General features: G+C 67.4%; 21 protein-coding genes. 13 read left to right on the top strand and 8 right to left on the bottom strand.

Annotated elements, in window-relative coordinates; genetic code table 11:
• Window positions 1-6: 6 nt before the first annotated feature.
• From F1D05_RS36375 to F1D05_RS36395, 5 genes are all read left to right on the top strand, one after another.
• Entirely contained in the window at window positions 7-1,596 is a 1,590-nt protein-coding gene (locus F1D05_RS36375) for an FAD-dependent monooxygenase (RefSeq protein ID WP_185444769.1), read from the top strand.
• Window positions 1,596-1,988, top strand: coding sequence for a cupin domain-containing protein (locus tag F1D05_RS36380; RefSeq protein WP_185444770.1), 393 nt, complete (start codon window positions 1,596-1,598; stop codon window positions 1,986-1,988). The genes F1D05_RS36375 and F1D05_RS36380 overlap by 1 nt, the downstream gene beginning before the upstream one ends.
• Window position 1,989: 1 nt before the next feature.
• Window positions 1,990-2,886, top strand: a complete 897-nt coding sequence (locus tag F1D05_RS36385) for an amidohydrolase family protein (RefSeq protein ID WP_185444771.1) — start codon at window positions 1,990-1,992, stop codon at window positions 2,884-2,886.
• A gap of 79 nt (window positions 2,887-2,965) precedes the next feature.
• Window positions 2,966-3,931: a quinone oxidoreductase family protein gene (locus F1D05_RS36390; protein ID WP_185444772.1), complete on the top strand. Its 966-nt coding sequence runs from the start codon at window positions 2,966-2,968 to the stop codon at window positions 3,929-3,931.
• Window positions 3,932-4,037: 106 nt separating this feature from the next.
• Complete coding sequence (locus F1D05_RS36395; RefSeq protein ID WP_185444773.1) at window positions 4,038-4,730, top strand: GntR family transcriptional regulator; 693 nt, start codon at window positions 4,038-4,040, stop codon at window positions 4,728-4,730.
• 42 nt (window positions 4,731-4,772) lie between these two features.
• On the opposite strand, the gene F1D05_RS36400 is transcribed toward F1D05_RS36395, so the two are convergent.
• The 3 genes from F1D05_RS36400 to F1D05_RS36410 are packed head-to-tail and all read right to left on the bottom strand — an operon-like array spanning window position 4,773 to window position 6,223.
• Entirely contained in the window at window positions 4,773-5,237 is a 465-nt protein-coding gene (locus tag F1D05_RS36400) for a PPOX class F420-dependent oxidoreductase (protein WP_185444774.1), read from the bottom strand.
• A 28-nt stretch (window positions 5,238-5,265) separates the two neighbouring features.
• Window positions 5,266-5,643 (bottom strand): hypothetical protein, encoded by a 378-nt coding sequence (locus F1D05_RS36405; protein WP_185444775.1) that lies wholly within the window; start codon window positions 5,641-5,643, stop codon window positions 5,266-5,268.
• 10 nt (window positions 5,644-5,653) lie between these two features.
• A complete protein-coding gene (locus tag F1D05_RS36410) occupies window positions 5,654-6,223 on the bottom strand; it encodes a TetR/AcrR family transcriptional regulator (RefSeq protein ID WP_206685979.1) in 570 nt (189 codons plus the stop codon).
• A gap of 94 nt (window positions 6,224-6,317) precedes the next feature.
• Between F1D05_RS36410 and F1D05_RS36415 the strand changes: the two genes are divergently transcribed.
• Both F1D05_RS36415 and F1D05_RS36420 read left to right on the top strand, forming a co-directional pair.
• Window positions 6,318-7,337 (top strand): aldo/keto reductase, encoded by a 1,020-nt coding sequence (locus F1D05_RS36415; protein WP_185444776.1) that lies wholly within the window; start codon window positions 6,318-6,320, stop codon window positions 7,335-7,337.
• A 2-nt stretch (window positions 7,338-7,339) separates the two neighbouring features.
• Window positions 7,340-8,209: an LLM class flavin-dependent oxidoreductase gene (locus F1D05_RS36420; RefSeq protein WP_185444777.1), complete on the top strand. Its 870-nt coding sequence runs from the start codon at window positions 7,340-7,342 to the stop codon at window positions 8,207-8,209.
• Between the two features lie 354 nt (window positions 8,210-8,563).
• Here the strand turns inward: F1D05_RS36420 and F1D05_RS36425 are convergent, their stop codons facing one another.
• From F1D05_RS36425 to F1D05_RS36435, 3 genes are read right to left on the bottom strand one after another with little or no spacing between them, the layout of a single operon-like run.
• A complete protein-coding gene (locus tag F1D05_RS36425; protein WP_185444778.1) occupies window positions 8,564-9,649 on the bottom strand; it encodes a methyltransferase domain-containing protein in 1,086 nt (361 codons plus the stop codon).
• On the bottom strand, window positions 9,646-10,629 hold the full coding sequence (gene tgmB, locus F1D05_RS36430; RefSeq protein ID WP_343066552.1) for an ATP-grasp ribosomal peptide maturase: 984 nt from the start codon (window positions 10,627-10,629) through the stop codon (window positions 9,646-9,648). Before tgmB ends, F1D05_RS36425 begins: the two co-directional genes overlap by 4 nt.
• The gene (locus F1D05_RS36435) at window positions 10,626-10,793 is read right to left on the bottom strand and encodes a hypothetical protein (protein WP_185444780.1); all 168 of its coding nucleotides are present in this window, start codon (window positions 10,791-10,793) and stop codon (window positions 10,626-10,628) included. Before F1D05_RS36435 ends, tgmB begins: the two co-directional genes overlap by 4 nt.
• 1,156 nt (window positions 10,794-11,949) lie before the next feature.
• On the opposite strand from F1D05_RS36435, the gene F1D05_RS36440 reads away from it, so the two are divergent.
• From F1D05_RS36440 to F1D05_RS36455, 4 genes are all read left to right on the top strand, one after another.
• Window positions 11,950-13,233 carry an XRE family transcriptional regulator gene (locus F1D05_RS36440; RefSeq protein ID WP_185444781.1) on the top strand — a complete coding sequence of 428 codons (1,284 nt, stop codon included), beginning with the start codon at window positions 11,950-11,952 and terminating at the stop codon, window positions 13,231-13,233.
• Window positions 13,230-13,778 carry a GNAT family N-acetyltransferase gene (locus tag F1D05_RS36445; protein WP_185444782.1) on the top strand — a complete coding sequence of 183 codons (549 nt, stop codon included), beginning with the start codon at window positions 13,230-13,232 and terminating at the stop codon, window positions 13,776-13,778. Before F1D05_RS36440 ends, F1D05_RS36445 begins: the two co-directional genes overlap by 4 nt.
• A 269-nt stretch (window positions 13,779-14,047) precedes the next feature.
• On the top strand, window positions 14,048-14,836 hold the full coding sequence (locus tag F1D05_RS36450; protein WP_246486265.1) for a hypothetical protein: 789 nt from the start codon (window positions 14,048-14,050) through the stop codon (window positions 14,834-14,836).
• The gene (locus F1D05_RS36455) at window positions 14,836-16,473 is read left to right on the top strand and encodes a DNA polymerase Y family protein (protein ID WP_185444783.1); all 1,638 of its coding nucleotides are present in this window, start codon (window positions 14,836-14,838) and stop codon (window positions 16,471-16,473) included. Before F1D05_RS36450 ends, F1D05_RS36455 begins: the two co-directional genes overlap by 1 nt.
• Window positions 16,474-16,675: 202 nt before the next feature.
• On the opposite strand, the gene F1D05_RS36460 is transcribed toward F1D05_RS36455, so the two are convergent.
• Both F1D05_RS36460 and F1D05_RS36465 read right to left on the bottom strand, forming a co-directional pair.
• A complete protein-coding gene (locus F1D05_RS36460; protein WP_246486266.1) occupies window positions 16,676-17,935 on the bottom strand; it encodes an epoxide hydrolase family protein in 1,260 nt (419 codons plus the stop codon).
• A 24-nt stretch (window positions 17,936-17,959) separates the two neighbouring features.
• Complete coding sequence (locus F1D05_RS36465) at window positions 17,960-18,421, bottom strand: MarR family winged helix-turn-helix transcriptional regulator (protein ID WP_185444784.1); 462 nt, start codon at window positions 18,419-18,421, stop codon at window positions 17,960-17,962.
• Window positions 18,422-18,554: 133 nt separating this feature from the next.
• Here F1D05_RS36465 and F1D05_RS36470 point away from each other — a divergent pair, with 133 nt between their 5' ends.
• Both F1D05_RS36470 and F1D05_RS36475 read left to right on the top strand, forming a co-directional pair.
• Window positions 18,555-19,400 (top strand): SMP-30/gluconolactonase/LRE family protein, encoded by an 846-nt coding sequence (locus F1D05_RS36470; protein ID WP_185444785.1) that lies wholly within the window; start codon window positions 18,555-18,557, stop codon window positions 19,398-19,400.
• 84 nt (window positions 19,401-19,484) lie between these two features.
• Entirely contained in the window at window positions 19,485-23,150 is a 3,666-nt protein-coding gene (locus tag F1D05_RS36475) for an error-prone DNA polymerase (protein ID WP_185444786.1), read from the top strand.
• Window positions 23,151-23,329: the final 179 nt, after the last annotated feature.

Below are 23,329 nucleotides of genomic sequence, written 5' to 3' on the forward strand. Positions count from 1 at the left end.
TCCCGAGTGACCTCTGCCAAGCACCAGTTGCCTGTCGCCGTTGTCGGCGCGGGGCCGATCGGCCTGACCACCGCGCTCGGCCTGGCCCACTACGGCGTGCCGTTCGTGCTGCTCGAGGAGGACGCCGCACTGTCGTCCGACACGAAAGCCGGTACGACGCTGACCCGGACCCTGGAGATCTGGAACCGGTACGGCTGCGTCGACGAGATCCTCGCGGCCGCGCTGCGGATCGACGAGATCGGCGACATCGACCGGGCCACCAACACGCCGCGGGCCTCGGTCCAGCTGGCCGAACTGGTGAACGACACGCAGTTCCCGTTCGTGATCAACCTGCCGCAGCAGACGATGGAGCCGATCCTGGCCGCCGCGCTCGAGCGGGCCGGTGGATCCGTGCTGACCTCGCACCGGCTGGAGTCCTTCGAGGTCGTCGACGATCATGTCGTACTACGGGTTGCCACGCCGGACGGGCCGCAGGAGATTCTCGCCTCGCATTTGCTTGCCTGTGATGGCGGCCGTTCGAAGGTGCGGGATGCGCTCGGTGCGACCGTGTCCGGCGAGACGCTGCCCGAGCGGTACATGCTGATCGACGTCGTGGTCGACCTGGACGTGTCGAACGCTCGCGACTATCCGTACCTGGCGTACTTCTCGGACCGGTCGGAGTGGATGGTGCTGATCCGGCAGCCGGAGTGCTGGCGGTTTCTGTTCCCGCTGGCCGAAGGGATGGAGCCACCGGGCGACGAGGATCTGCTGGTGAAGGTGAAGCAGTTCATCGGCGAGGTGGACAAGATCGAGCTGCGCGGCACGGTCGTCTACAACGTGCATCACCGGGTGGCGGACCACTGGTCTGCTGAGCGCAAGGTCTTCCTGATGGGCGACGCGGCGCACCTGATCACGCCCATGTGGGCGCTGGGCCTCAATACCGGTGCGCTGGACGCCTCGAACCTCCCGTGGCGGCTTGCCTGGGTACTGCGCGGCTGGGCTGCACCGGAGCTGTTGGACGGCTACGAGCAGGAGCAGCGGCCAGTAGCCATCAACGGCTCGGGTGAGATGGCCGAGGCGGCCCGGAAGTACATGTCGCACCAGCGGGGTGCGGTGACGGCCGCTGGAAGCGACTGGGCAACGGCGTACACGAGGACGCTGCTCGGCGTACGGCTGGATGTCGACGGTGAAGGCGACTGGTCGATGGTGATGACCAGTGCGGAACCACCTGCCGTCCGGGCCGGCGACCGGGCTCCTGACCTCACGCTGCACGGTCCGCTCGGGCGGGAGACGATCCACGGGCTGTGCCGGGATTCCTTCGTGGCCTTGTACTTCACCGACGTCCGGCGGCGACCGGAGATCCCGGTGAACGATTCGCCGGCGCTGCGGCACTTCGCGATCTCGCGGTGGGACGCGCCGCTCGACTCGGGGCTGCGGGACCGGTCGCTGTTCGACCCGGGCAGCATCGCGACCGGCCGGTACGGCGTACCGGCGGAGACCGTCGTACTGGTCCGGCCCGACGGGCACATCGCGGCCGTGGCGCCGATGCGACCCGGCGTCGCCGAGGAGCTTTACAGTGGAATCACCGGCCGCCCAGTACCTCGGGAGGACGGCTGATGACCAACTTCGACGAGCAGTTCCACGAGATCCTGCTGCAGACGGACGACCTGGAATGGGTGGAGAAGTCCCTGGCCGGGCTGTCCCACAAGATGCTCTGGCGGGACGAGCAGACCGAGGCGTCGATCGCGCTGGTGCGGTTCGAGAAGGGCGCCGGGATCCCGTCGGCCCATCAGCACGCCTCGAACCAGTTCATGTTCTGCTTGTCCGGGCGGTACGTGTACCTGCCGACCGGGACCACGCTGACCAAGGGCAGCTTCTACTGGAACCCCAAGGGATCCACCCACGGCCCGACGATGGCCGAGGAGACCTCTGTCCTGCTCGAGATGTACGACGGCCCGCACTACCCCGAGCGGCCGTCCTTCTACGACAACGACGCGGACGCACGCTGACATGGCCGGCTGGGACGTCCACACGCACCTGATACCGCCGACAGTGCTGGCGGCGGTCGGCAGCTTCGGGCTGACCGTCGACGGTGACTGGCTGGTGGTCGACGGTCACGAGCGGCTGCCACTCCGGAAGCTGGGTGATCCTGCCGCGCTGCTCTCGTGGATCGACGAGCAGCAGTTGGACGGTGCTGTGGTGTCCGTGCCGCCTGCGCTCTTCCGCTACGACCTGGGCGTCGAGTGGGCCGAGCTGCTCAACGAAGGGCTGCGCTCGTTGGCAGGGCCGCGGCTGCGCGTCCTTGGCCAGCTACCGCTCCACGACCCCGCTGCAGCTGGAGTCTCCTCATCGCTGGCAGCCGAGGGAGTCTTCAGTGGCTTCGCCCTCGGTACTGCGGGCTTCGGCGGGCTCGACGAGGTGTGGCAAGTGCTGGACGCGCTAGAGGCGTTCACCTTGATCCACCCGGGCCACAGCGCCGACAAGCGGCTCGCTGCCTACTACCTGTCGAACCTGCTCGGAAACCCTTATGAAACAGGGCTTGCTGCGGCCGAGCTGGTGTTCGCGGATGTTCCCGGGCGGTTCCCGGGGATCAGGTTCTGCCTCTGTCACGGCGGTGGAGTGACAGCCACCCTGGCAGGCCGTTGGCAACGGGGGATCGACACGGCCCGGCCGGGGATCGAGCCACCATCGCTGTCCGTCGCGGACGCTCTGCGGCGGTTCTACGTGGACGACCTGGTTCACGACCCCGCAGTACTGGCGTTGCTGCAGACGACGTTCGGGGCGGACCACGTGCTGGCCGGTAGCGACTGGCCGTTCCCGATGGGGAGCGATCAGGTCGATCCGGACCGCGCGGGCGCAGGTGAACGTTTGACCAGACCGCTTGGTCAGGGGGTGGCCGAGGGGTGAGAAGGACTTTTCGTCAGAGCCAAGATGTGATCAGATATCAAATCGTAAGCGGGGGCATCGGTATGAGTGGGGTGGGTGGATGAGCGCGCGGATGGGCATCGTGCTGCGCAGCTACGGACCCGGCCAGCAGTTGAAGGCCGAGGAGATCGAGCTGGTCGCGGGACCAGGTGAAACCCTGGTCGAGATGCGGGTGGCTGCTGTCACCCAGCTGGACCGGACCGTGCTGGCGGGCAAGCTGCCCCAGCAACTCCAGGCACCGTTCACTCCCGGATCAGAGGGCGCGGGCGTGGTGCTGAGCTCGGAGAAGTATCCGGCCGGGACCCAGGTCGTGATCCGTGGTGGCGGTGTCGGGGTATCCCGGCCGGGCACCTGGGGACGGCTGGCCGTAGTACCGGATGGGTCCCTGCATCCGTTGCCGGCCGGGCTGGATCCTGCTGCCGCGGTGGCGATGTTGGCTCCGGCGTTGACTGCGCACACCGCAGTACGGCGTGTTGGTGCTGTGGTAGCCGGTGAGACCGTTGTGGTGACTGGTGCGACCGGGTTGGTCGGCCGGTTATGTGCTGCCGTCGCACGGGCCGCCGGAGCGGGCAAGGTGATCGGACTGGCGCGTGCAGGCGAGTCCGTCGACGTACTGTCCGGACTGGTTGACCAGACCGTCCGCGTAGACGAGCTGGGCCAGGTCGGACGCGAGCTGCAGTGGTGCGATGCGGCGATCGACACAGTGGGTGGTCCAGTCACCAGCGGAGTGATGAGTCACATCACTCCGGGCGGCCGGGTCGTAGTACTCGGCTACACGGCAGGGGAGTTCGCCACTCTCGACCTGCATCAGCTGATCGGCCGCGACCTGCGGGTGCTGCCGGTGAATATGCAGCGCACGTCGATCGAGCCCGGGACGGTTGCCCAGGTGCTGGCGGACATCGCTCCGGCCGCAGTGCTGCCAGACGTCGTACTGGTGCCTGCTAAGGATGCGGAAGACGCACTGGACCTACTGGTCGGCGGTACGTCGGAACGACGCGTGCTGCTCGACCTGAGTGGGCTCGAATGACTACGGCGTGGGCAATCTGCTGGATGAGTGCCCGCGAACGCCAACTCCCCGCTACGGTTACCTCGCAGACGTGAGTGCAGTGGAGGAGAGAGGCTACCGACCCCAGATGACCCGACGACTTGAGCTCACGCCCGGGGGACCGAGCGGCCGTCGTACCCTCGCGGAGGAAGCCGCCGCCGAGTTGCATGAGCTCATCCTGTCCGGCGAGCTGCCGAGCGGTACGGCGCTGCGACTGGAGGAACTGGCCAAGCGGCTGGACATGAGCCAGATGCCGATCCGTGAAGGGCTGCGCCGGATGCAGGCGCTCGGGCTGGTCGAGATCGTGCCGCACAAGGGCGCGTGGGTTCGCGAGCTGTCGATGGAGGACCTGCGCGACACCCACGAGACCCGGCTCGCGCTGGAGAGCCTCGCAGTACGGGCTGCCGCGACCAGGTTCGCCGACACCGACGCGGTGCTGGCGCGGGCCGCGCTGGCCGAGCATGTCCGGCTGTCGAAGGCGGGCGACATCATCGCCTCCCGGCAGGCGCACACCGAGTTCCACTTCGCGATCTACCGGGCCGGTGGGTCCCGCTGGCTGCCGCGCGCGATCGAGCCGGTCTGGCAGAACAGCGAGCGGTACCGGTTCGGTTCCCGGCAGACCAAGGCGCGGATCGAGCAGACCCGGCGCGAGCACCAGGCGATCCTGGACGCCTGCCAGGCGCACGACGAGGCCGGTGCCGAGGCAGCATTGCGCGAACACCTCGAAGGCGCCATGCAGCGCATCACCGAAACAATGGAACGCCGCTACAAGAAGGACTGACAGGCCGGCTTCGGTGAGCCGGCCTCCCGGCGTACGGGGTGGTCAGTCGGCCAGGTGGGCGGGGAAGCCGCCGGTGGCGACCGGGCCCCAGCGTTGCGGGGTGATCCGGATCAGACACTTGCCCTGGCTGCGCATCGCCTCACGGTACTCGTCCCAGTCCGGGTGCTCGCCGGAGATCGACCGGAAGTAGTCGACCAGGGGCTCGAGCGCGTCGGGCAGTTCGATCACCTCGCCGCTGCCGTCGATCTGGACCCACGGCCCGTTCCAGTCGTCCGACAGCACGACCACGGCGGTTTGCGGATCGCGCTTCACGTTGGTGCTCTTGGCCCGCTCCGGGTACGACGAGATGACGATCCGGCCCTCGTCGTCGACGCCGCCCGACACCGGCGAGGCCTGCGGCGTACCGTCGGCGCGGCGGGTGATCAGCAACATGTGGTGGCGAGGCCGGACGAACTCGAGCAGCGCCTCGGTGTCGACCTTGGTGTTGGTGGCAATCGTTCTCGGCATACCGCCTACTCTTCCAGGTCGGCGGTCGTCAGAGAACCGGTGACTCCTGCACAGCCAGCCAGCGCACCCCGTTGCGACCGGCCGGATCGGCTGTCAGTACTGCGATCGTGCGCCGCAGCGAGCCGGCCGAGTGCCGCTCGAGGAACCGGCAGACCGCGACCTCGGCGGTTCGTACGACGACCTCGAACTCCTCGATCCCGATCTTCAGCCCCGGTACCGCGTTGCGCCCGTCGGCCAGTCCGGTCAGCAGGCTCGCCAGGTCGAGCTTCACGCCGTCGATCGTGACGAGGGTGAACTCCGGCCGATGCGCCGCCCCGAACGTGTCGAGCAACCCGGGCTCCGCCTCGCTCCCGAGCCAGCGGGCCAGATCCTGATGATGCTGTTCGACCTCGGCCAGCAGTTCCATGCCGCCGACCCTAGTGCAGGCGCAGACCGGTGATCAGGAGGTCCACCAGGCGGCGGGCGTCGTAGTCGGGGTTGTTCTCGGCGCCGATACAGAGATTCCCGACGCCGCGCATCAACTGGACCGGCGCCAGCTCGAAGCGGATCTCACCGGCTTGCATCGCGGCCTCCAGTAGCTGGGCGCAGACCGGGACGAGCCGGTCGAGGAAGTAGGCGTGCAGAGTCTGGAAGGCGGCGTTGTCGGACTGCAGCGCCTCGGCCAGGCCGTGCTTGGTGATCAGGAAGTCGACGAAGAGGTCGATCCACTGCGCCAGGGCCGCGTGCGGCGAACTGTTGTTCGCCAGCAGAGCCGGGCCGGCCTCGGCGCAGGCCTCCACCTGATGCCGGTAGACGGCGACGATGAGATCGGCCCGGGTCGGGAAGTGGCGGTAGATCGTGCCGACCCCGACGCCGGCCTTGGCCGCGATGTCGCGCACCGGCGCATCGACCCCGGAAGCGACGAAGGCCGCGGCGGCCGCGTCGAGCAGGGACACCTCGTTCCGCCGCGCATCGGCGCGCTTCCGCGGCGGTGCTTCGTCGGCCACAGCGTTCTCCTTGATAAACGGAACCACGTTCCGTATGGTGTTTATCGGAACCTCGTTCCGCTTATCTCAGAGTATCAACTTCAAGGAGATAGTCATGCAGTACCGAACTCTCGGCCGTACCGGCGTCCAGGTCAGCACCCTCGCGCTCGGCGCGATGAACTTCGGCCAGATCGGCCGGACCGGCATCGACGAGGCGACCGCGATCGTCGATGCCGCCCTCGAAGCCGGCATCAACTTCATCGACACCGCGGACATGTACGGCCAGGGCGAGTCGGAGGAGATGGTCGGCAAGGCCATCGCCGGCCGCCGCGACGACCTCGTACTGGCCACCAAGGCGACCCTGCCGATGGGGGAGGAGCGCAACCGTCGAGGCGGTTCGCGCCGGTGGCTGGTCACCGAGTTGGACAACAGCCTGCGCCGGCTGGGTGTCGACCATGTCGATCTCTACCAGATGCACCGGTGGGACCCGACGACCAGCGACGAGGAGACGCTGTCGGCCCTGACCGACCTGCAACGCGCGGGAAAGATCCGGTACTTCGGATCGTCCAGCTTCCCGGCGTACCGGATCGTGCAGGCGCAATGGGCCGCCCGGGAGAATCACCTGAGCCGCTACGTCACCGAGCAGCCCGGTTACTCGATCCTGCAGCGTGGCATCGAGACTCATGTGCTGCCCGTGACCGAGGAGTACGGACTCGGCGTACTGGTGTGGAGCCCGTTGGGTTCAGGGTGGCTGTCCGGGGCGATCCGGAAGGGTCAGGAGATCACCACGAACCGCTCGGTGAGTCGGCCGCAGTGGTTCGATCTGAGCACCCCGTCGAACCAGGCCAGGCTGGATGCCGTCGAACAGCTGGCCAAGGTCGCTGACGAGGCCGGTCTGAGTCTGATCCAGCTCGCGCTCGGATTCGTCACCGCACACCCGGCCGTGACGAGTGCGATCATCGGTCCCCGCACGCTGGATCACTTGGAGTCTCAGCTCGCGGCGGCGGACACCGTGCTCTCTGCCGATGTCCTGGATGAGATCGACGCGATCGTCGCTCCCGGTCTCGACCTGGCGCCGGAGCAGAAGTTCGACACCCCGCCGTCCTTGCTCGACCCGTCGCTGCGGAGGCGCTGACCATGCCGCGGTTCGGGATCATGACCGCTCCGATGCAGGTCGACTATCACGACGTACTGCGGGTCTGGCGCGAGGCGGACGCGATCGAGGAGATCGAGCACGCCTGGCTGTTCGACCATCTGCTGCCGATCGGCGGTGACTTGAATGGCCCGATCTTCGAAGGCTGGACGCTGTTGTCCGCACTCGCCGCGCAGACCGAAAGGCTGCGGGTCGGGCTGCTCGTCACCAGTAATCGCTTCCGACCGCCCGCGATGCTGGCCAAGATCGCCGCGACGGTCGACGTCGTCTCCGATGGGCGCCTCGACTTCGGGATCGGCGTTGGTTCGCGGCCTAGCCATCCGCTGGCCAGGCGTGAGTACGAGGCGCACGGGCTGCCTTTTCATGAGGTCGGCCATGCTGTCGGGAGCTTCGCCGAAGCGTGCACGGTGATCCGGCGGCTGTGGACCGAGACTTCGCCGTTCGACTTCCATGGCGAGTATGTCGACCTCATCGGGGCGTTCTGCAATCCCAAGCCTGTGCAGCGCCCCCATCCGCCGATCGTCATCGGTGGGCGGACGGCTCCGGTACTGCGGATCGCCGCCGAGCATGCGGAGGTGTGGAACATCCCAGGTGGTGACCTCGACGACGCCGTACGCCGAAGCGCTCTGCTGGACCGGTACTGCGCCGAGATCGGTCGCGACCCGGCCTCGATCACCCGCTCGATCCATCTTTCGGTGTCCTACGATCAGCCTGACGTTGTGCGGGACGCGATCGGTGCAGCGATCGGCGCCGGCTTCGAGCACGTCGTACTCGGGCTCCCGTCGCCCTACCCGGCCAAGGTCGCCCAGTGGGTCGCCGACGAACTGATCTCGCCATTCTTAGGGAACCCATAGGCGACCTTTGAAAGTTCACGTGAAGATCCACGACTGAATCAGAACGCCGCCAGGTCAGAGATCTAGCGGCGTGGGCGACGTAGCGGGCCAGAGTAACTAGCGCACCCGGAATGTGGTGGCGTTGATCACTTCGACGCGGGAAAGGTCACCGTCCGAGCGACGTACAGCCTCCTCGCGCGCAAGAGGCACTAGATGATCGGCGTCCAGCCGGTGACGATCACTGGCTGGCCTTCGGCTTGCGGGTCGCGGACTTGACGGGGGGCGACGGATTGAAGCCATCACCCGACCCCACCTAGGCGGGGTGAAGCGTGTTCTCGCGGTTCCACTTGTTGCAGGTTCGGACTGTCAATTCCGTTAGGGCAGTTCCCACTCTTGGTCACTACCGGCAAGGCTGATCTGTTGCTGAGGGCCGTCAACAGTCAGGAGGAACCGATCGCGCTTCGGGCAGCCAAGTTCTAGCCAGGTCCGGTGCGCGCCTTCGACCAGGTTCCACAGATGACGCGGTCCCGACTGTACTACGACTGAGTCGGCGACAGAGGCCCAAGAGCCATCGGGGTGTGTAAACACTGCCGTGCCATTGTCTAGCTTGGCTAGGAATCGCACGCCAGGCACTGCGGCAGCGCGCAGGAACGAGAAGTCACCGTCGAACCAGACATCAGGGCTCGTACTGGTCTCGCGACCCGATTCCGTCGAACGCTTTACTGCGTCGATCATTGCCCCGACATCAGGAGGGCGCTGCCCTGCTCGCAGCGGCATGAAGTACGCAGCGCCGGGCAGGAAATGCCCGGATGCCTCTCGGGGACCGGTCACGTCCAAGACCGCGATGCCCGTTGCGATAGGGGTCACGATCCGCCCACCCGGCCGAATCTGCTCTAGCCAAGCCTTCGGTACCTTGTCTGGCGCGCAAGTAGCGATGAGCCGGTCATACAGCGCTCTAGCCGGCCAGCCTGCTAAGCCGTCGCCGACTCCAAGCGTCGGGTGATAGTTGATGGCGTCGAGCCTGGCGGTGGCGTCTGCCACCAACTCGGGGTCTATATCCATTGTGACGACCTTGCTATCTCCGAGCCGGTGGCTCAACAAGGCGGCGTTGTAACCCGAGCCGGTGCCGATCTCCAAGACCTTGTGGCCGTCTTCTACCGCCAATGCTTCCAGCATGGTTGCCATCAGGCCCGGGACGGTACTGGACGAGCGCGCATCCGGACGGATTACTAGTAGCTCGTCCCGATAGACACCGTCCAGCCACTCGTCAGGGCTGCTCAGGTCCACCGCCCGCTGGTCCGTGGGGGACTGCTTGTAGAAGACCGGCACGAACACATGGCGGGGTACCTCGGCGAACGCAGTGCCCCACGCTGGGCTAGTAACCGCTCCGTCGGCTTCCAGGCGGTCAGCAAGTTGCCTACGCAGCTTCTTGGCGCGGTGGTCGATGATGCCGCTTGTCATGCAACTGCACCCTTCTCCAGCAGATCGGCCAGCGCGGTACTGATCGGCAGACCCGCAGCCTGCTCGGTCCAGGCCCACTGACCGTTGGGGTTCAACTCAATGAAGATCCAGTGCCCGTCGGGCCGGACGATGAAATCAAAGGCGCCGAAGACCAGGCCGAGCCGCTCCATCATTGCCCGTACCGGATCGGCGATCTTCGCAGGCACACGGATGGCCTCGTAGCTGACATGTTTGCTATGTGCCCTGATGTCCAGCGCACCCGCCGGGTTGTCGGGCCGCATCGCTGTGGCGAAGCACTCCCCGGCGACGTAGGTCATTCTGACCTCGTAGTCACGAGGTACGACCTCCTGGAAGAAGTGGGCCGTCGCTGCGATCCCTGGACTGTTCCAGTCGCTCTCCGGCATCTCCGCCGTATAGAGAAGGCCGGTGCGTTCATCCTCGTCCTTGAGAGTCACCATGGCGAGCGACTTCGTGATGATGCGCCCGACTCGCTGCCCAAAGGCGGCCACCTCCTCGGGGCGGTTTGTGACCAGCGTTCGCGGAGTACTGAGCCCGGCTTTCGCGGCGACAGCCAGCTGATAGGGCTTGACCCGAGCATCGGCCATCGCACCGGGTCGGTTCACCCACAGCACGTCAGGCAGGGCAGCGAGGAGGCCGTAGAGCGCGTGCCTTGCTTGCGACTCCACGAACCGGCGCTCGGGGTCGGTCAGGCCCGCGGAAATACGGAACCCTGAAGGGCGCCGGTAGTAGATGGCTCTGACCTCGGCCAGGTCGATGGCCCGCAGCGGCCCGCGCAGTTGCCCTGACCACGACATGTCGAACTCGGCTGACATGTCGACGGTTTCAGGAAAGTCGCCAGGGTCTACTCGCCAGAACCCAACCCCTCGCTCGTTCAGATGCTCCAGTACGAAATCCGCTGTCGGGTCGCACGCTTCAGTGAGCACCAGAACCCGAGGGCTCGGGCCGCTGCGGGGCCTCACTTGTCGTCTACCGGGTAGTCGAGCGAGATCGGCGTCTGACCGTCGCTCTCCTGCTGGCAGGTCGTCGCGGCCGTGATGATCGTGTGGATAGGCCGCTCGCCGAACATGCCGAGCTGGGTGTCAGGGTCCAGATGGATGAGATCCCGCTCGAACTTGGCGTTCACGTCCCAACGTGCAACCTACAGCCCGAACGGCCGGATGGCCGGCCCGGCGTTGGCGTCAAGAGCTTCACCCAGCGGAAACCGCTCCGTGTCTAGATCCATGGTCACAGTCATGTGCGCATCCTTTCCTGGCGCAACCTCGCGCCGAATTGGCGGACCTGGACTCGCTGGTGTCCAGCTCCGGTGTGCCGTAGCCGCTGTTGCGGTTCGGGGGTGGAACAGCGGGCTGGCGTTCACGCATCCGCAGTTCGCCAGCCCGCTGGTTCTCAGGAGTCCTCGGCCTCGGGGGAGGACGCCGAGGACTCCAGACTGAAGACAGAGCCAGCACCGTGCGGCGATCACTCCGCAAGGAGAATGAGGAGCGGCGCTGGCTCCGCCAGATCATGGGATGGGTCAGTCGCGAGGGTCGTACGGTCGATCGCTCGGATAGGCAGCCTCATGCTCCGAAACCTCGCGCGCACGGATCTTGTCGGCCGGGTAGCAGTCCAAGAACCTCGGCGTACGCCTCGGCCAACTGGGTCGGCGCGATCCTGGAATCAATGATCCGGTCATCTCGAACGACCATCACGCACCAGCACTTCCGCTCGGTCACCGCTTGGGTGACGGAGTCGGCTCGTTGGTCACGGGCAATTTGACGAAGCGGTGACGCTGCAATTCCTCCAGCCTGCCTGCCAGCGGTGCCTCTACGGTCGAATCCGCGATGGCGTGCCCGTTGAATCACACTCGCACTCGCCGCCATTCAGCTCCTCCCTCGGTTGCCGTCGTCTTCACTTCGACTTTCATCTCCCCGTTCGATCAGATCCCCGTCTAGATGGCGCTCACCCCGGAGCCATCCTTCAAATGCCCAGCGGGTTTCCTCGGGGCATCGGCCGACGTAGTCCTGGATTTCGCCCTCATCCAATGGGCCGGGACACATCGAAAGTTGGCATGCGGTGGTTCCCGTCGCTTCGCTCATCTCGATCCCCTACCTGTGATGTGGTGAGTGCGATACATCGACCGTCACTCGCTGTCGGAGGTTGCGTACCGTGCCCAGCACCAGACAACTCCCATTCACCACCAGAGGAATAGGGCGATCAGGGGACCATTCGGCGGAACGGCCTAGGGTGATTTCACCCCTGGTCGCCTGGCGGACACGGGGGGTGAGAGCTACCGTTCTCAGATGGACACCACGCGCAACGCGGCTCTTGAGGAGTGGATGGCCGAGCACGGTCACAGCTCCAACAGCCTCGCTGAGGCGGTGAACCAAGCGCTCATGCAGGTGACTGGAAAGCATGGCGGCCTGGACGGCTCATCCGTTCGGGACTGGAAAGCCGGCCGCGTCCGGTGGCCCAAGACGGCCACCCGCAAGGCACTTGAGGATGTCACCTGTGTGCCTGTCACTGCCCTAGGTTTCGTACCACGGCACCGACCGTTGCCTATCCCGAGCCCGATGCCGCAGGAGGTCTCCGACATGAAGCGCCGCAACTTTGTCGGCGGTATTGCCGCGGCTGTGGCGATGGCATCAACCGCTCGGGGCACCGCGCGACGCCGTCTCGGAATGAGTGACGTCGACCGACTACAGCAGCGCTTTGCTGAGATCGTTGCCAGCGACCACCGTCATGGTGGACAACTCGATATCGAGCAGCGGGCCAGCGCGCTTGCCGACCAAGCGCTCAACCTTCAGAACTCGGGCGGCGCGACCCAACGCGTGCGCAGCAGCCTCTACGCCTCCGCGGCGGCCTTCCGTTCCTCAGCCATGTGGGCCTCCATCGACGGCCGCAGGTTCGAAGCCGCGAAGACGCACATGCGCGAAGCCCAGGCCCTCGCCGAGATGTCTGGCGAGCAGGCGATCAAGTTCCGCATTTGGAGTCACGCGGGGACCCTGTACCGGCATACGGGTCGACCTGCCGATGCCTTCGCGGCCAATGATGTCGCCCGCAACATGCACCTCACCCGCCGTGATCCGCTGTTCGCATCTCTCGGCTTGGCCCGCCAGGGGGCAATCCACGGCGCTGCACAGGACCCCGCCGGCGCACGCCGCGCCTTCGGACAGGCACAAGACGCGATGCTGCGCGCCGACCCCGCCGACGACCGGCCAGTGTGGATGCTCGCCTTCTACGACCAAGCCGAGTTGGACTCGTTGGCCTTATCGGCCTACTTGGCGCTTGGCGACTTCGCGACTGCCGAGTTCCACGGTCATCGCTGCCTATCTACCCTCCGCCCCCACATGGTCCGGTCGCATGCCATCACCACGACCCGACTCGCACATGCCCAGCTCGCACAGGGAATGCCCGAAGCCGCCACCGCCACGGCACTGAAAGTCCCCGTTGACGCGGCGACCCAGCATGTTCGAGTGACGCGAATGCTCCAGGAATTCGGAGCTGCGTTGCGCGCCACTGCGGCGGGTAGCTCCGCGGTACAGACCTGGGCCGAGCATGTTGCCACTTGGAGGACCCCTGCATGACCGCGACATCCATCCTCGAACTGCGCACATTCACCACAATCGACACCGCTCGCGGCGATCTCGTTGACGTGTACGCAGACGTGCGTTCAGCGCTACTCCACCTGCCGAACTACGCCATTACCGCTTTCGGCGAGAGGCTGGACAGGCACGGCGCCGAGCCGGGGTTCGTGGCGGTCCTCGCATATGCAGATGGCTTTCCGGTCGGTTACGCCTACGCCAACACCATTGAGCACGGCGATCGGTATTGGGAACGCACTAGTCCACCACCGGCGGAGCGGTATACCGAACGTCCGGCTGCGGCTCTCAAGGAGATCGGCGTTCGGACAACCTGGCGGAAGACCGGCACTGCCCGGCGTATCCACGATGCCCTCCTGGCCACACGCGTTGAGCCGTTCGTAACTCTCATGGTCAACCCGGCAGCTGGCGATGGAAAGGTCCACGCGCTGTACAGGTCATGGGGGTATGAGGACATCGGGCAGAGCCAACCGTCGCCCGCTTCGCCTCCTCTCAGCGTGATGATCCGGGCTACTAGCTCCTCTAAGTAGGCATAGCCCGTGGAGGCGTGGTTCGCGGCAGGGCTGCTCCGACCGCCAGAGCCTGAGTTGCCGTCCAGGACAGCTCGGGCGCGAGCCGAATTTGAGCAGGCGGACGGGCGTCAATGTCGCTAGCCTGTTCGAGTGGAAAGCTTCCGGAGTTGCCCACCTGCGGGAACCTGAAGGGCCGGCGCGATTGACATGAGTCGAACAGGTGTTCGAGAATAAAGGGTGTGACGGGGAGAACTATTGGAGGGGTGACGGGGACAGCTTCGGTTGAGGTGCCTGCGCGTCCGGCTGAGCCCAGCCGGGTGACCGCGCTGGATCAGGCGCGGGCGTTGCTGGCCCGGGCCAAGGAACAGAAGGCGGCCCGGCTCGAGGAGGATTCGGCCGCGGTGGTGCGGCCGGTGCCGGCCCCGCGGACCACCGAGACCCGGGTGCAGCAGGCGCTGGACACCGCGACCGTCGAGCGTGCGCTGCCGACGCTGCCGGCAGTCTCGGACCTCTTGTCCGGCACTCTGAAGGGTGGCTCGGTGTACTCCGTGCGCGGGTCGACCGCGTTGGTGATGGCGATGATGGCAGGCCCGTCCGCGGAGGGCGCCTGGTGTGGAGTGGTCGGGCTGCCTTCGTTCGGGGCGGAGGCGGCCCGCGAGCTCGGCGTCGACCTCGAACGGCTGGTGCTGGTGCCCGATCCGGAGCGGGACTGGCTCAGCGTGGTCGCGGCGCTGGTCGACGCCCTGACCGTGGTGGTGGTCCGGCCGCCGGGAGAGGTGACGCCGGGGGAGGCATCCCGGCTTGCTGCCCGGCTGCGGACCCGCGGCGCGATGCTGATCGCGGTCGGGTCCTGGCCGGGGAGTGAAGCTCGACTTGAGGTTCAGGGCAACGTCTGGACCGGACTGGGTGCCGGCGAGGGGTATCTCGCGGGGCGGCAGGCGACCGTCGCGGTGACCGGTCGCGGAGCGTCCCGTCAGCACCAGCTCTGGCTGCCGGCCGTCGACGGCTCCATCCGCTCGGTGCGGCCGCTCGATGCGGCCCGGCCGCTCGACGACCAGTGGGAGGCGGTCGGCTGATGGCTGCTGCTGCGCGGCGGACGCTTCCCTCGGCTTCTTCGGCGCAGGGGAGTCTGACCCGGACGATGGTGGTCTGGGTGCCGGACTGGCCGGTGACGGCGGCGGCCACGGCGGCCGGGCATTCGCCGGCGGCGCCGGTCGCGGTGCTGGCGAAAGGCAAGGTGCTGGCGGCTTCGGCCGCAGCCCGGGCCGAAGGCGTTCGGCAGGGGCTGAAGGCGCGCGATGCCCAGTCGCGCTGCCCGGAGCTGGTGGTGCTGAAGTACGACCCGGTGATCGACGCGCGCGCCTTCGATCCGGTGATCAGCTGCCTGGAGGCGCTCACCCCCGGCGTACAGGTGATCCGGCCCGGGATGTGCGCGCTGAAGGCCCGCGGCCCGAGCCGGTTCTACGGGACCGAGCAGGCCGCCGCGGAGAAGCTGCTCGATCGGTTGGAGACATTCGAAGTACCAGGTGGCCGGGTCGGGGTCGCGGACGGGCCGTTCGCCGCCGAACAGGCAGCCCGGTCGAGTTCGGCCAGGACCAGGGTGCTGGTGATCCCGTCCGGCGGCTCGGCCGGGTTCCTGGCGCCGATCTCGGTCGACACGCTCGGCCAGCCCGCTCTCACCGACCTGCTCCGGCGACTCGGGCTCCGCTCGCTCGGCGCGTTCGCCGAGCTTCCGGCGACCGAAGTACTGACCAGGTTCGGGCCGGACGGCGCGTTCGCGCACCGGCTGGCCCGGGGCGACGACGACCGCCCGGTGGTCGCCCGCAAGGTGCCACCCGAGCTGGCCCGGACCCTCGACTTCGAGCCGCCGGTGGACCGGGTCGACCAGGTCGCGTTCGCGGTCCGCGGCGCCGCCGACGAGCTGATCGGCCGGCTGACCGCGCTCGGCCTGGTCTGCACCACCTTGCGCGTCGAGATCGGTACCGAGTCCGGCCGGATCCACGAGCGGGACTGGCTGCACCCACGCTGGTTCAGCGCCACCGATCTGGTCGACCGGGTCCGCTGGCAGTTGCAGGGCAGCGGTACGGCGACGAGCGAGCTGACCTCACCGGTGATCCGGGTCCGGCTGATCCCCGAGGAGGCCGATCCGGTCGGCGCCCACGTCGACGGTCTGTGGGGTGGCGGTCCGGACGAACGGATCCACCGGGCCCTGTCCCGGGTGCAGAGCATGCTCGGTCACGGCGCCGTCGCCTCGGTGGCGCTCGGTGGCGGCCGCGGCTTCCTGGAGCGGCAGACCTTGATCCCCTGGGGAGATCGTCCGGTTCCCACTCACCCGGCCGATGCGCCTTGGCCGGGTGCGGCGATCTCGCCGCGACCGGACCTGTGGCCGATGCCGGTGCCGACCACCGTCTACCCGGAACCGCTGCCGGCCGAGGTGTTCGCCGCCGACGGCCGGCTGGTCTCGGTGAGCGCCCGCGGCGTCCTCTCCGGCGAGCCGTCCAGCTTTCGGTTCGCCCCCGGCTCAAAAGTTGCCGACAGCAACGAGATTTACGAGGTCGTCGCCTGGGCCGGGCCGTGGCTGGCCGAGGAACGCTGGTGGGACCCGGCCGCCACCTCCCGCCAGGCCCGCTTCCAATTCGTCGCCACCGACGGCCGAGCCTGGCTCTTCACCCTCCGCCAGGCCTGCTGGCAGGCCGAAGCGGGCTACGACTGACACTCCGTACGCCGGGCCGCTTCGCGCTTCCTTCGTCAGCGCTCGACCCACCAGCCCCCGGTTGCCGCTTCTTCATCTCGGCCGCTGGCAGGTTGTTCGTTTGCTGACGGGCTTATTGAGCGCTACCCGGCGAAAAGTCCGCCAGTCGACCGCCCTCGCTGCCCTCAGCGCCCCGCTGCCCGGCGTGGACGCCACTGGGGAGTCAGCGGCGGGACCGGAACGTCCGGCGGAGGTCGGTGATCCATTCGGTGGGGATTTCCCAGGGGATGAAGTGGCCGCCTCGGTCGTGGGCGGTGAGGTTGACGTGGTTGTACCAGTCGGCGCGGTCGCTCTCGAGGAAGTTCTGGACACGCTGGTCGGTGCTGACGCCGGGTGGGTTCTCGTGCGCCACGAACGTGATGCCGGTGGGAGCTTCGATCACCGGCCACCGGTCGTGGGACGGGGTCCAGGGGTAGCGGTTGTTGTTGGCGTAGGTACGGATCGACGAACCGATCGCGTTGTTCACCCAGAAGATCATCGTGTGGGTGAGCAGGTCGTCCTTGCTGAAGACGGACTCGATGTCACCGCCGTTGTCGCTCCAGCTCGTCCAGCGCTGCAGGATCCAGGCGAGCAGGCCGGCGGGGGAGTCGGACAGCCCGTAGGCGAGCGTGCTCGAGTCGAGCATGTGCGCGGCCAGATGGACGGCGAACCGCTTGTCCAGCTGCAGGACGCGGGCATGGATCTCCGGCGGAAGGCCCGCCGGGATCGGTCGGCCACCGCTGAAGTCCCAGGCCCGGTCGCCGGTGAAGAAGTCGAGCTTCAGACCCGATCCGATGTGGATGCCGTACAGCTCATCGGCGTACTTGTGCCCGAGCTGCCCGGTCACCAGCGCGCCGACGTCGCACCCGGCCGCGGCGTACCGGTCGTGGCCGAGGGTCTCGGTCATCAAGGTGTGCCAGAGATCGGCGACCTTCCAGAAGTTCATGTCGGGGTTGTCCGGCAACGGGGTGGAGAAGCCGAATCCGGGGAACGAGGGCACGATCACGTCGAAGGCCTCGGCCGGATCACCGCCGTACGCCGCGGGGTTGGCCAACTGATCGATCACCTTCGACCAGTGCCAGAACGTCCACGGCCAGCCGTGCGTGAGGATCAGCGGTGTCGGGTTCGGGCCGACGCCGGGTTTGCGCAGGAAGTGGATCGGCACGCCGTCGACCTCGACCCGGTAGTGGTCGTAGGCGTTGATGGCGGCCTCGGCCTTGCGCCAGTCGTACTGCGTGCGCCAGTACTCCACCAATTCTTCCAAGGTGGCGCGCTTGAGGCCGTAGTACGAGTCGTCGTTGCCCGCGTCAACCGGCCAGCGAGTCAGCTCCAGCCGCTGCCGGAGGTCGTCGAGCACGGCATCAGGCACATGAATCGGCGTCGGCTCCAGCGGGAAGGCGCTGGTGGAGGTAGTGGTCTCGTGGCTCATCGTCGTTCCGTCCATCCCATCGGTGTCCTACGGTCCGTACTACGCGTTGCCGGTTCGCTCCTGGTTGAGTTCGACCACGCGGGCCAGCGCCGGCAGCGCTGCCGCGATGGCGGTGCGTTCGGCCGGGGTGAGCCGGCCGGTGAGCTCTGTCAGCAGCACGATCCGGTCGGCCTCACGGCCGTCGATGATCGCGGCGCCGGCGGCAGTGATGCCGACCAGCACCGCGCGGCCGTCCAACGGATCCGCGCGGCGCTCCACCAGGTTGTCCTGTTCGAGCTTGGTGACGATCTGAGTGATCGCCGGCTGGCTGACCTGTTCGCTGGCGGTCAGCTCGCTGAGCCGCCTAGGACCGCCGTGGGCCAAGGTGTGCAGCACGGACAACGTCGTGAAGCTCAGTCGGCGGGTCGACGGCAGCCGGATGTTCATCCGGGTGAACGCGCCGATCACCGCGGTCAGCTCGGCGACCTTCAGCTCATGCGGTTCGGAGGGCTGCTTGGTCATGCCGGTGAGTGTATAAGAAATTTACTTAAATCGCTTATAGATATTTCTGCCGGCCGTGCTGTCGATCCGGGTCGGGCGAGTTCGTGTAGGGGGTGAAAGGAACCAGCAAGACTCGATGAAATGAGGTCGCTTGATGTCTGAACCGAAGGTCCTGCTGACTGGTCTGGGGATTCCGGAGTCGCCTAGATGGCATGACGGCCGGTTGTGTTTCGCCAACTGGATCGACCAGCAGATCGTGGCTGTCGACGTGGACGGAACGCCGGAGTTCAGCGCCGTACCGGTCGAGCAGTTGATGGGATGGTCCATCGACTGGCTGCCGGACGGCAGGCTGCTGACGACCGGTGACAAGGTGCGGCGCTACGAGCCGGACGGGTCGGTGGTCGTCCTGGCCGAGCAGAAAGCGAACGAGCTGGTCGTGGACGGGCAGGGCAACGCCTATCTCAACGGCGCGGACTTCGACTTCGCCGGTGGTGAGGCGCCCAAGCCTGGCTTCATCAAACTCGTCGCGCCGGACGGCACGCTCCGCCAGGTCGCGGACGACATCCAGTTCCCGAACGGCATGGTCATCACTGGAGATGATCGGACGCTGATCATCTCCGAGTCGTTCGCCGGACGGCTGAGCGCGTTCGACATCGAGCCGGACGGATCGCTGTCCAATCGGCGGGTCTTCGCCGAAGGTCTGGGCCCCGACGGCATCTGCCTCGACGCCGAGGGTGCGATCTGGGTCTCGACCGGCGGCTCGTCGATCGTGCGCATCGCCGAGGGCGGCGAAGTCCTGCAGCGCGTCGAACTCGCCGAGAACCGGGCCCCGTTCGCGCTGGCGCTCGGTGGGCCGGACCGGCGAACGCTGTTCATCCTGACCGCCGAGTGGCGCTCGGCCGACAGCATCACCGAGAATCTCGGCCGGCTGACCGACGGTCCCCGGACCGGCGAAGTCCTTGCGCTGCCGGTCTCGGTGCCGGGAGTCGGCCGGCCCTGAGGTCAGGGGCGGAGCGATTTGACTTGTTCGAACAGATGTTCGAACATCGGAGTACTGGAAACGGCGCTCCTCGGGAGGTGACTGATGGGATGGGACAACCCACCGATCCCGTGGTCCGAGCTGGAGCGGAAGCTGTCGGGCCGCTCCAGGCCGCCCGCGCCGGCGGACGAGTTGTTCGAGGCCGACGGTGGTGACGGCCCCGCCTGGTCGCGGCACCGCCCGCCGTACGATCCGGATCCGGTCGACAAACCGCGTCGCCCCGACGGACCGGTGGTGCCATATGCCGAGCTGCACTGTCATTCCTATTACAGCTTCCTGGACGGCGCCTCCTCGCCGGAGCATCTGGTGGAGGAGTCGGTCCGGCTCGGCCTGCACGCGCTCGCGCTGACCGATCACGACGGCTTCTACGGCGTGGTCCGGATGGCCGAGGCCGCCGAGGAGTACGACGACCTGCAGACCGTGTTCGGGGCCGAGCTGTCGCTGGAGCTGACCAAGCCGCAGAACGGGATGGCCGACCCCGAAGGCAGTCATCTGCTGGTGCTGGCCGAGCAGCAGCAGGGGTATCACCGGCTGGCCGGCGCGATCACCGAGGCGCAGTTGCGCGGCCAGGAGAAGGGCCGCCCGGTCTACGACCTGGAGGAGCTGGCCGCCATCGGTGAGGACAGTTGGCTGATTCTCACCGGCTGCCGCAAAGGCCTGGTCCGCCGGGCGCTGGAGCTGGGTGGCCAGGCGGAAGGGCCGGCGGCCGCCGCGCGTGAGCTGGATCGGCTGACCGCGCTGTTCGGCAAGGACCGGGTCGTGGTGGAGCTGATCGATCACGGCCTGCCGCTGGACACCACCCGAAACGCCGTACTGGCCCGGCTGGCCGCGGCCGAAGGACTTCCGGTCGTTGCCACCAACAACGTTCACTACTCACAGCCGAGACGGCACAAGCTGGCCGCCGCCGTCGCCGCGGTGCGGGCCCGGCGCAGCCTCGACGCGATGGACGGCTGGCTGCCGCCTGCCGGGACGGCGCATCTGCGGTCGGGAGAGGAGATGCTCGCCCGGTTCCGCCGGTACGACGGGGCGGTGGCCCGCTCGGTGGAGCTCGCGGACCAACTGGCGTTCAGCCTCCGGGCCGCCAAGCCGAGCCTGCCGCACCAGGAGGTGCCGCAGGGATACGACTCCATGAGGTGGTTGAAGAAGCTCTGCCGCGATGGGGTGAAGAAGCGCTACGCGGACAAGCCCGCGGAGCTGAAGGCCGAGGCGGAGGCGCGGGTCGAGCGGGAGCTGCAGGTGATCTCGGATCTCAAGTTCCCCGGCTACTTCCTGATCGTGCGCGACATCGTGATGTTCGCCAAACGCCAGGGAATCCTCTACCAGGGTCGTGGCTCGGCGGCGAACTCGGTAGTCTGCTACGCGCTCGAGATCACCGCGATCGACCCGGTCTTCTACAACCTGCCGTTCGAGCGGTTCCTGTCCTCGGCGCGCGACGAGGAGCCCGACATCGATGTCGACTTCGACTCGGACCGGCGCGAGGAGGTGATCCAGTACGTCTACGGCAAGTACGGCCGGCGCAACGCGGCCCAGGTCGCCAACGTCATCACCTACCGCCCGAAGCTCGCCGTACGGGACATGGCCAAGGCGCTCGGGTTCAGTACCGGGCAGCAGGACGCCTGGTCCAAACAGGTGGACGCGTGGGGAGCGGTACGCAGCAGTGCCGACCACGACATCCCGCCGTCCGTGGTCGCGCTGGCCGAGGACCTGCTGAAGTTCCCGCGGCACCTCGGCATCCACTCCGGCGGCATGGTGCTCACCGACATCCCGGTCGGCCATGTGGTGCCGGTCGAGCATGCCCGGATGGAGAACCGGACCGTGCTGCAGTGGGACAAGGACGACTGCGCCTGGATGGGGCTGGTGAAGTTCGACCTGCTCGGGCTGGGGATGCTGGCCGCGCTGCAGTACGCGATGGACCTGGTCCGCAAGTTCCTCGGCGAGGACTGGAACCTGGACACCATCCCCAAGGAGGAGCGCGGCGTCTACGACCAACTCTGCAAGGCGGACTCGGTCGGGGTGTTCCAGGTGGAGAGCCGGGCCCAGATGAGCACGCTGCCCCGGTTGCGGCCGCGCAGTTTCTACGACCTGGCGATCGAGGTGGCGCTGATCCGGCCCGGTCCGATCCAGGGCGGCGCGGTGCACCCGTTCATCCGCCGCAAGATGGGGGAGGAGCCGATCACCTATCTGCACCCCGCCTTGGAGCCGGTGCTGGAACGCACGCTCGGGGTGCCGCTGTTCCAGGAGCAGTTGATGCAGATCGCGATGACGGTCGGCGGCTGCACCGGCGAGGACGCGGATCTGCTCCGCCGCGCGATGGGGTCCAAGCGCGGGGTGGAGAAGATCTCGTCGCTGAAGGCCAAGCTGTACGACGGGATGGCGGCGAGCGGGATCACCGGCGAGACAGCCGACCAGATCTACGAGAAGATCGAGGCGTTCGCGAACTTCGGCTTCGCCGAGTCGCACTCGATCAGCTTCGCCCTCCTCGTCTACGCCAGCACCTGGCTCCGCCTGCACTACCCAGCCGCCTTCCTGGCCGCCCTCCTCCGCGCCCAACCCATGGGCTTCTACTCCCCCCAGTCCCTGGTAGCCGACGCCCGCCGCCACGGCGTAACAGTCCACCGCCCCGACCTACACCTCTCCCAAACCCACGCCACCCTCGAACCCCTCACCCCACCACCCGCCCCGCCCTTGCCCACGTCGGGTTCCCCGCTCACCCCCACCCCGTCCTCGCCCACGTTGGGCTCACCGGTCAGCACCGCCCCGTCCTCGCCCACGTTGGGTTCCCCGCTCACCCCCACCCCGTCCTCGCCCACGTCGGGCTCACCGGTCAGCACCACCGCGCCCTCAACCACCCCGGACTCCCCGCCCACCTCCGCCCCGTCCTCACCACCCGCCTCCGCTCTTGTTGTTGCTACAGGCAACGACTCTTGTCTGGAGAAGATGCAGCCCGCGGTGGGGGAGTTCGACCCGAAGGTGCCGTTCGACTCCGACCTGCATCGGCGGGACGGGCAGTTGACGGTGCGACTCGGGTTGGCGGGGGTGAAGTCGATCGGGGTGACGGTGGCGACCACCATCGTCGAGGAGCGGGAGAAGAACGGGCCGTACACGGACATGGCGGAGCTGGTTCGCCGGACCGGGCTGACCGCGGTACAGGTGGAGGCACTGGCGACGGCGGGGGCGTTCGACTCGTTCGGGTTGTCCCGGCGGCAGGCGCTGTGGAATGCGGGCCGCGCTGCCGAGGAACGACCGGGACACCTGTCCGGCGTGAGCAACTCGGGTCCGCCACCGATGCTGCCAGGGATGACCGAGATGGAGACGACGATGGCCGATCTCTGGGCGACCGGGATCTCACCGGACGACCACCCGATCCGGCACGTCCGGCCGAGCCTCGACGCCCGCGGCGTCCTGCCCGCGAACCAGCTTTCCACCGCCGAGGACGGCACCCGGGTGTACGTCGGGGGAGTGGTCACGCACCGCCAACGCCCCGCCACCGCAGCCGGCGTCACCTTCCTCAACCTGGAGGACGAGACCGGCATGATCAACATCGTCTGCTCCAACGGCGTCTGGAACCGCTACCGCCGGATCGCCCGGGAGTCCAGCGCCATGATCATCCGAGGCCGCCTCGAACGCTCCACCGGCGTCACCAACCTCGTCGCCGACAAACTGGAACGCCTACCCCTGGCCGCCAAAACCACCTCCCGCGACTTCCGCTGACCGCTGGTGGTTCTGGGGTCGGCGGCAGGGCTGCGGTCAGCGAATCACGTCATCGATTCGGGCATCGCGCCGCCGCACAGGATTGAGGTAGCCTGCCCCGGCCGGAGAATGTACAGGGCGGACGGTCGTTGGACGGCGGTCCGCGGGACCTCTGATCGGCAAGCCAGCAAGACCTGGGA

It is taken from the genome of Kribbella qitaiheensis (assembly GCF_014217565.1).
GTDB lineage: Bacteria > Actinomycetota > Actinomycetes > Propionibacteriales > Kribbellaceae > Kribbella > Kribbella qitaiheensis_A.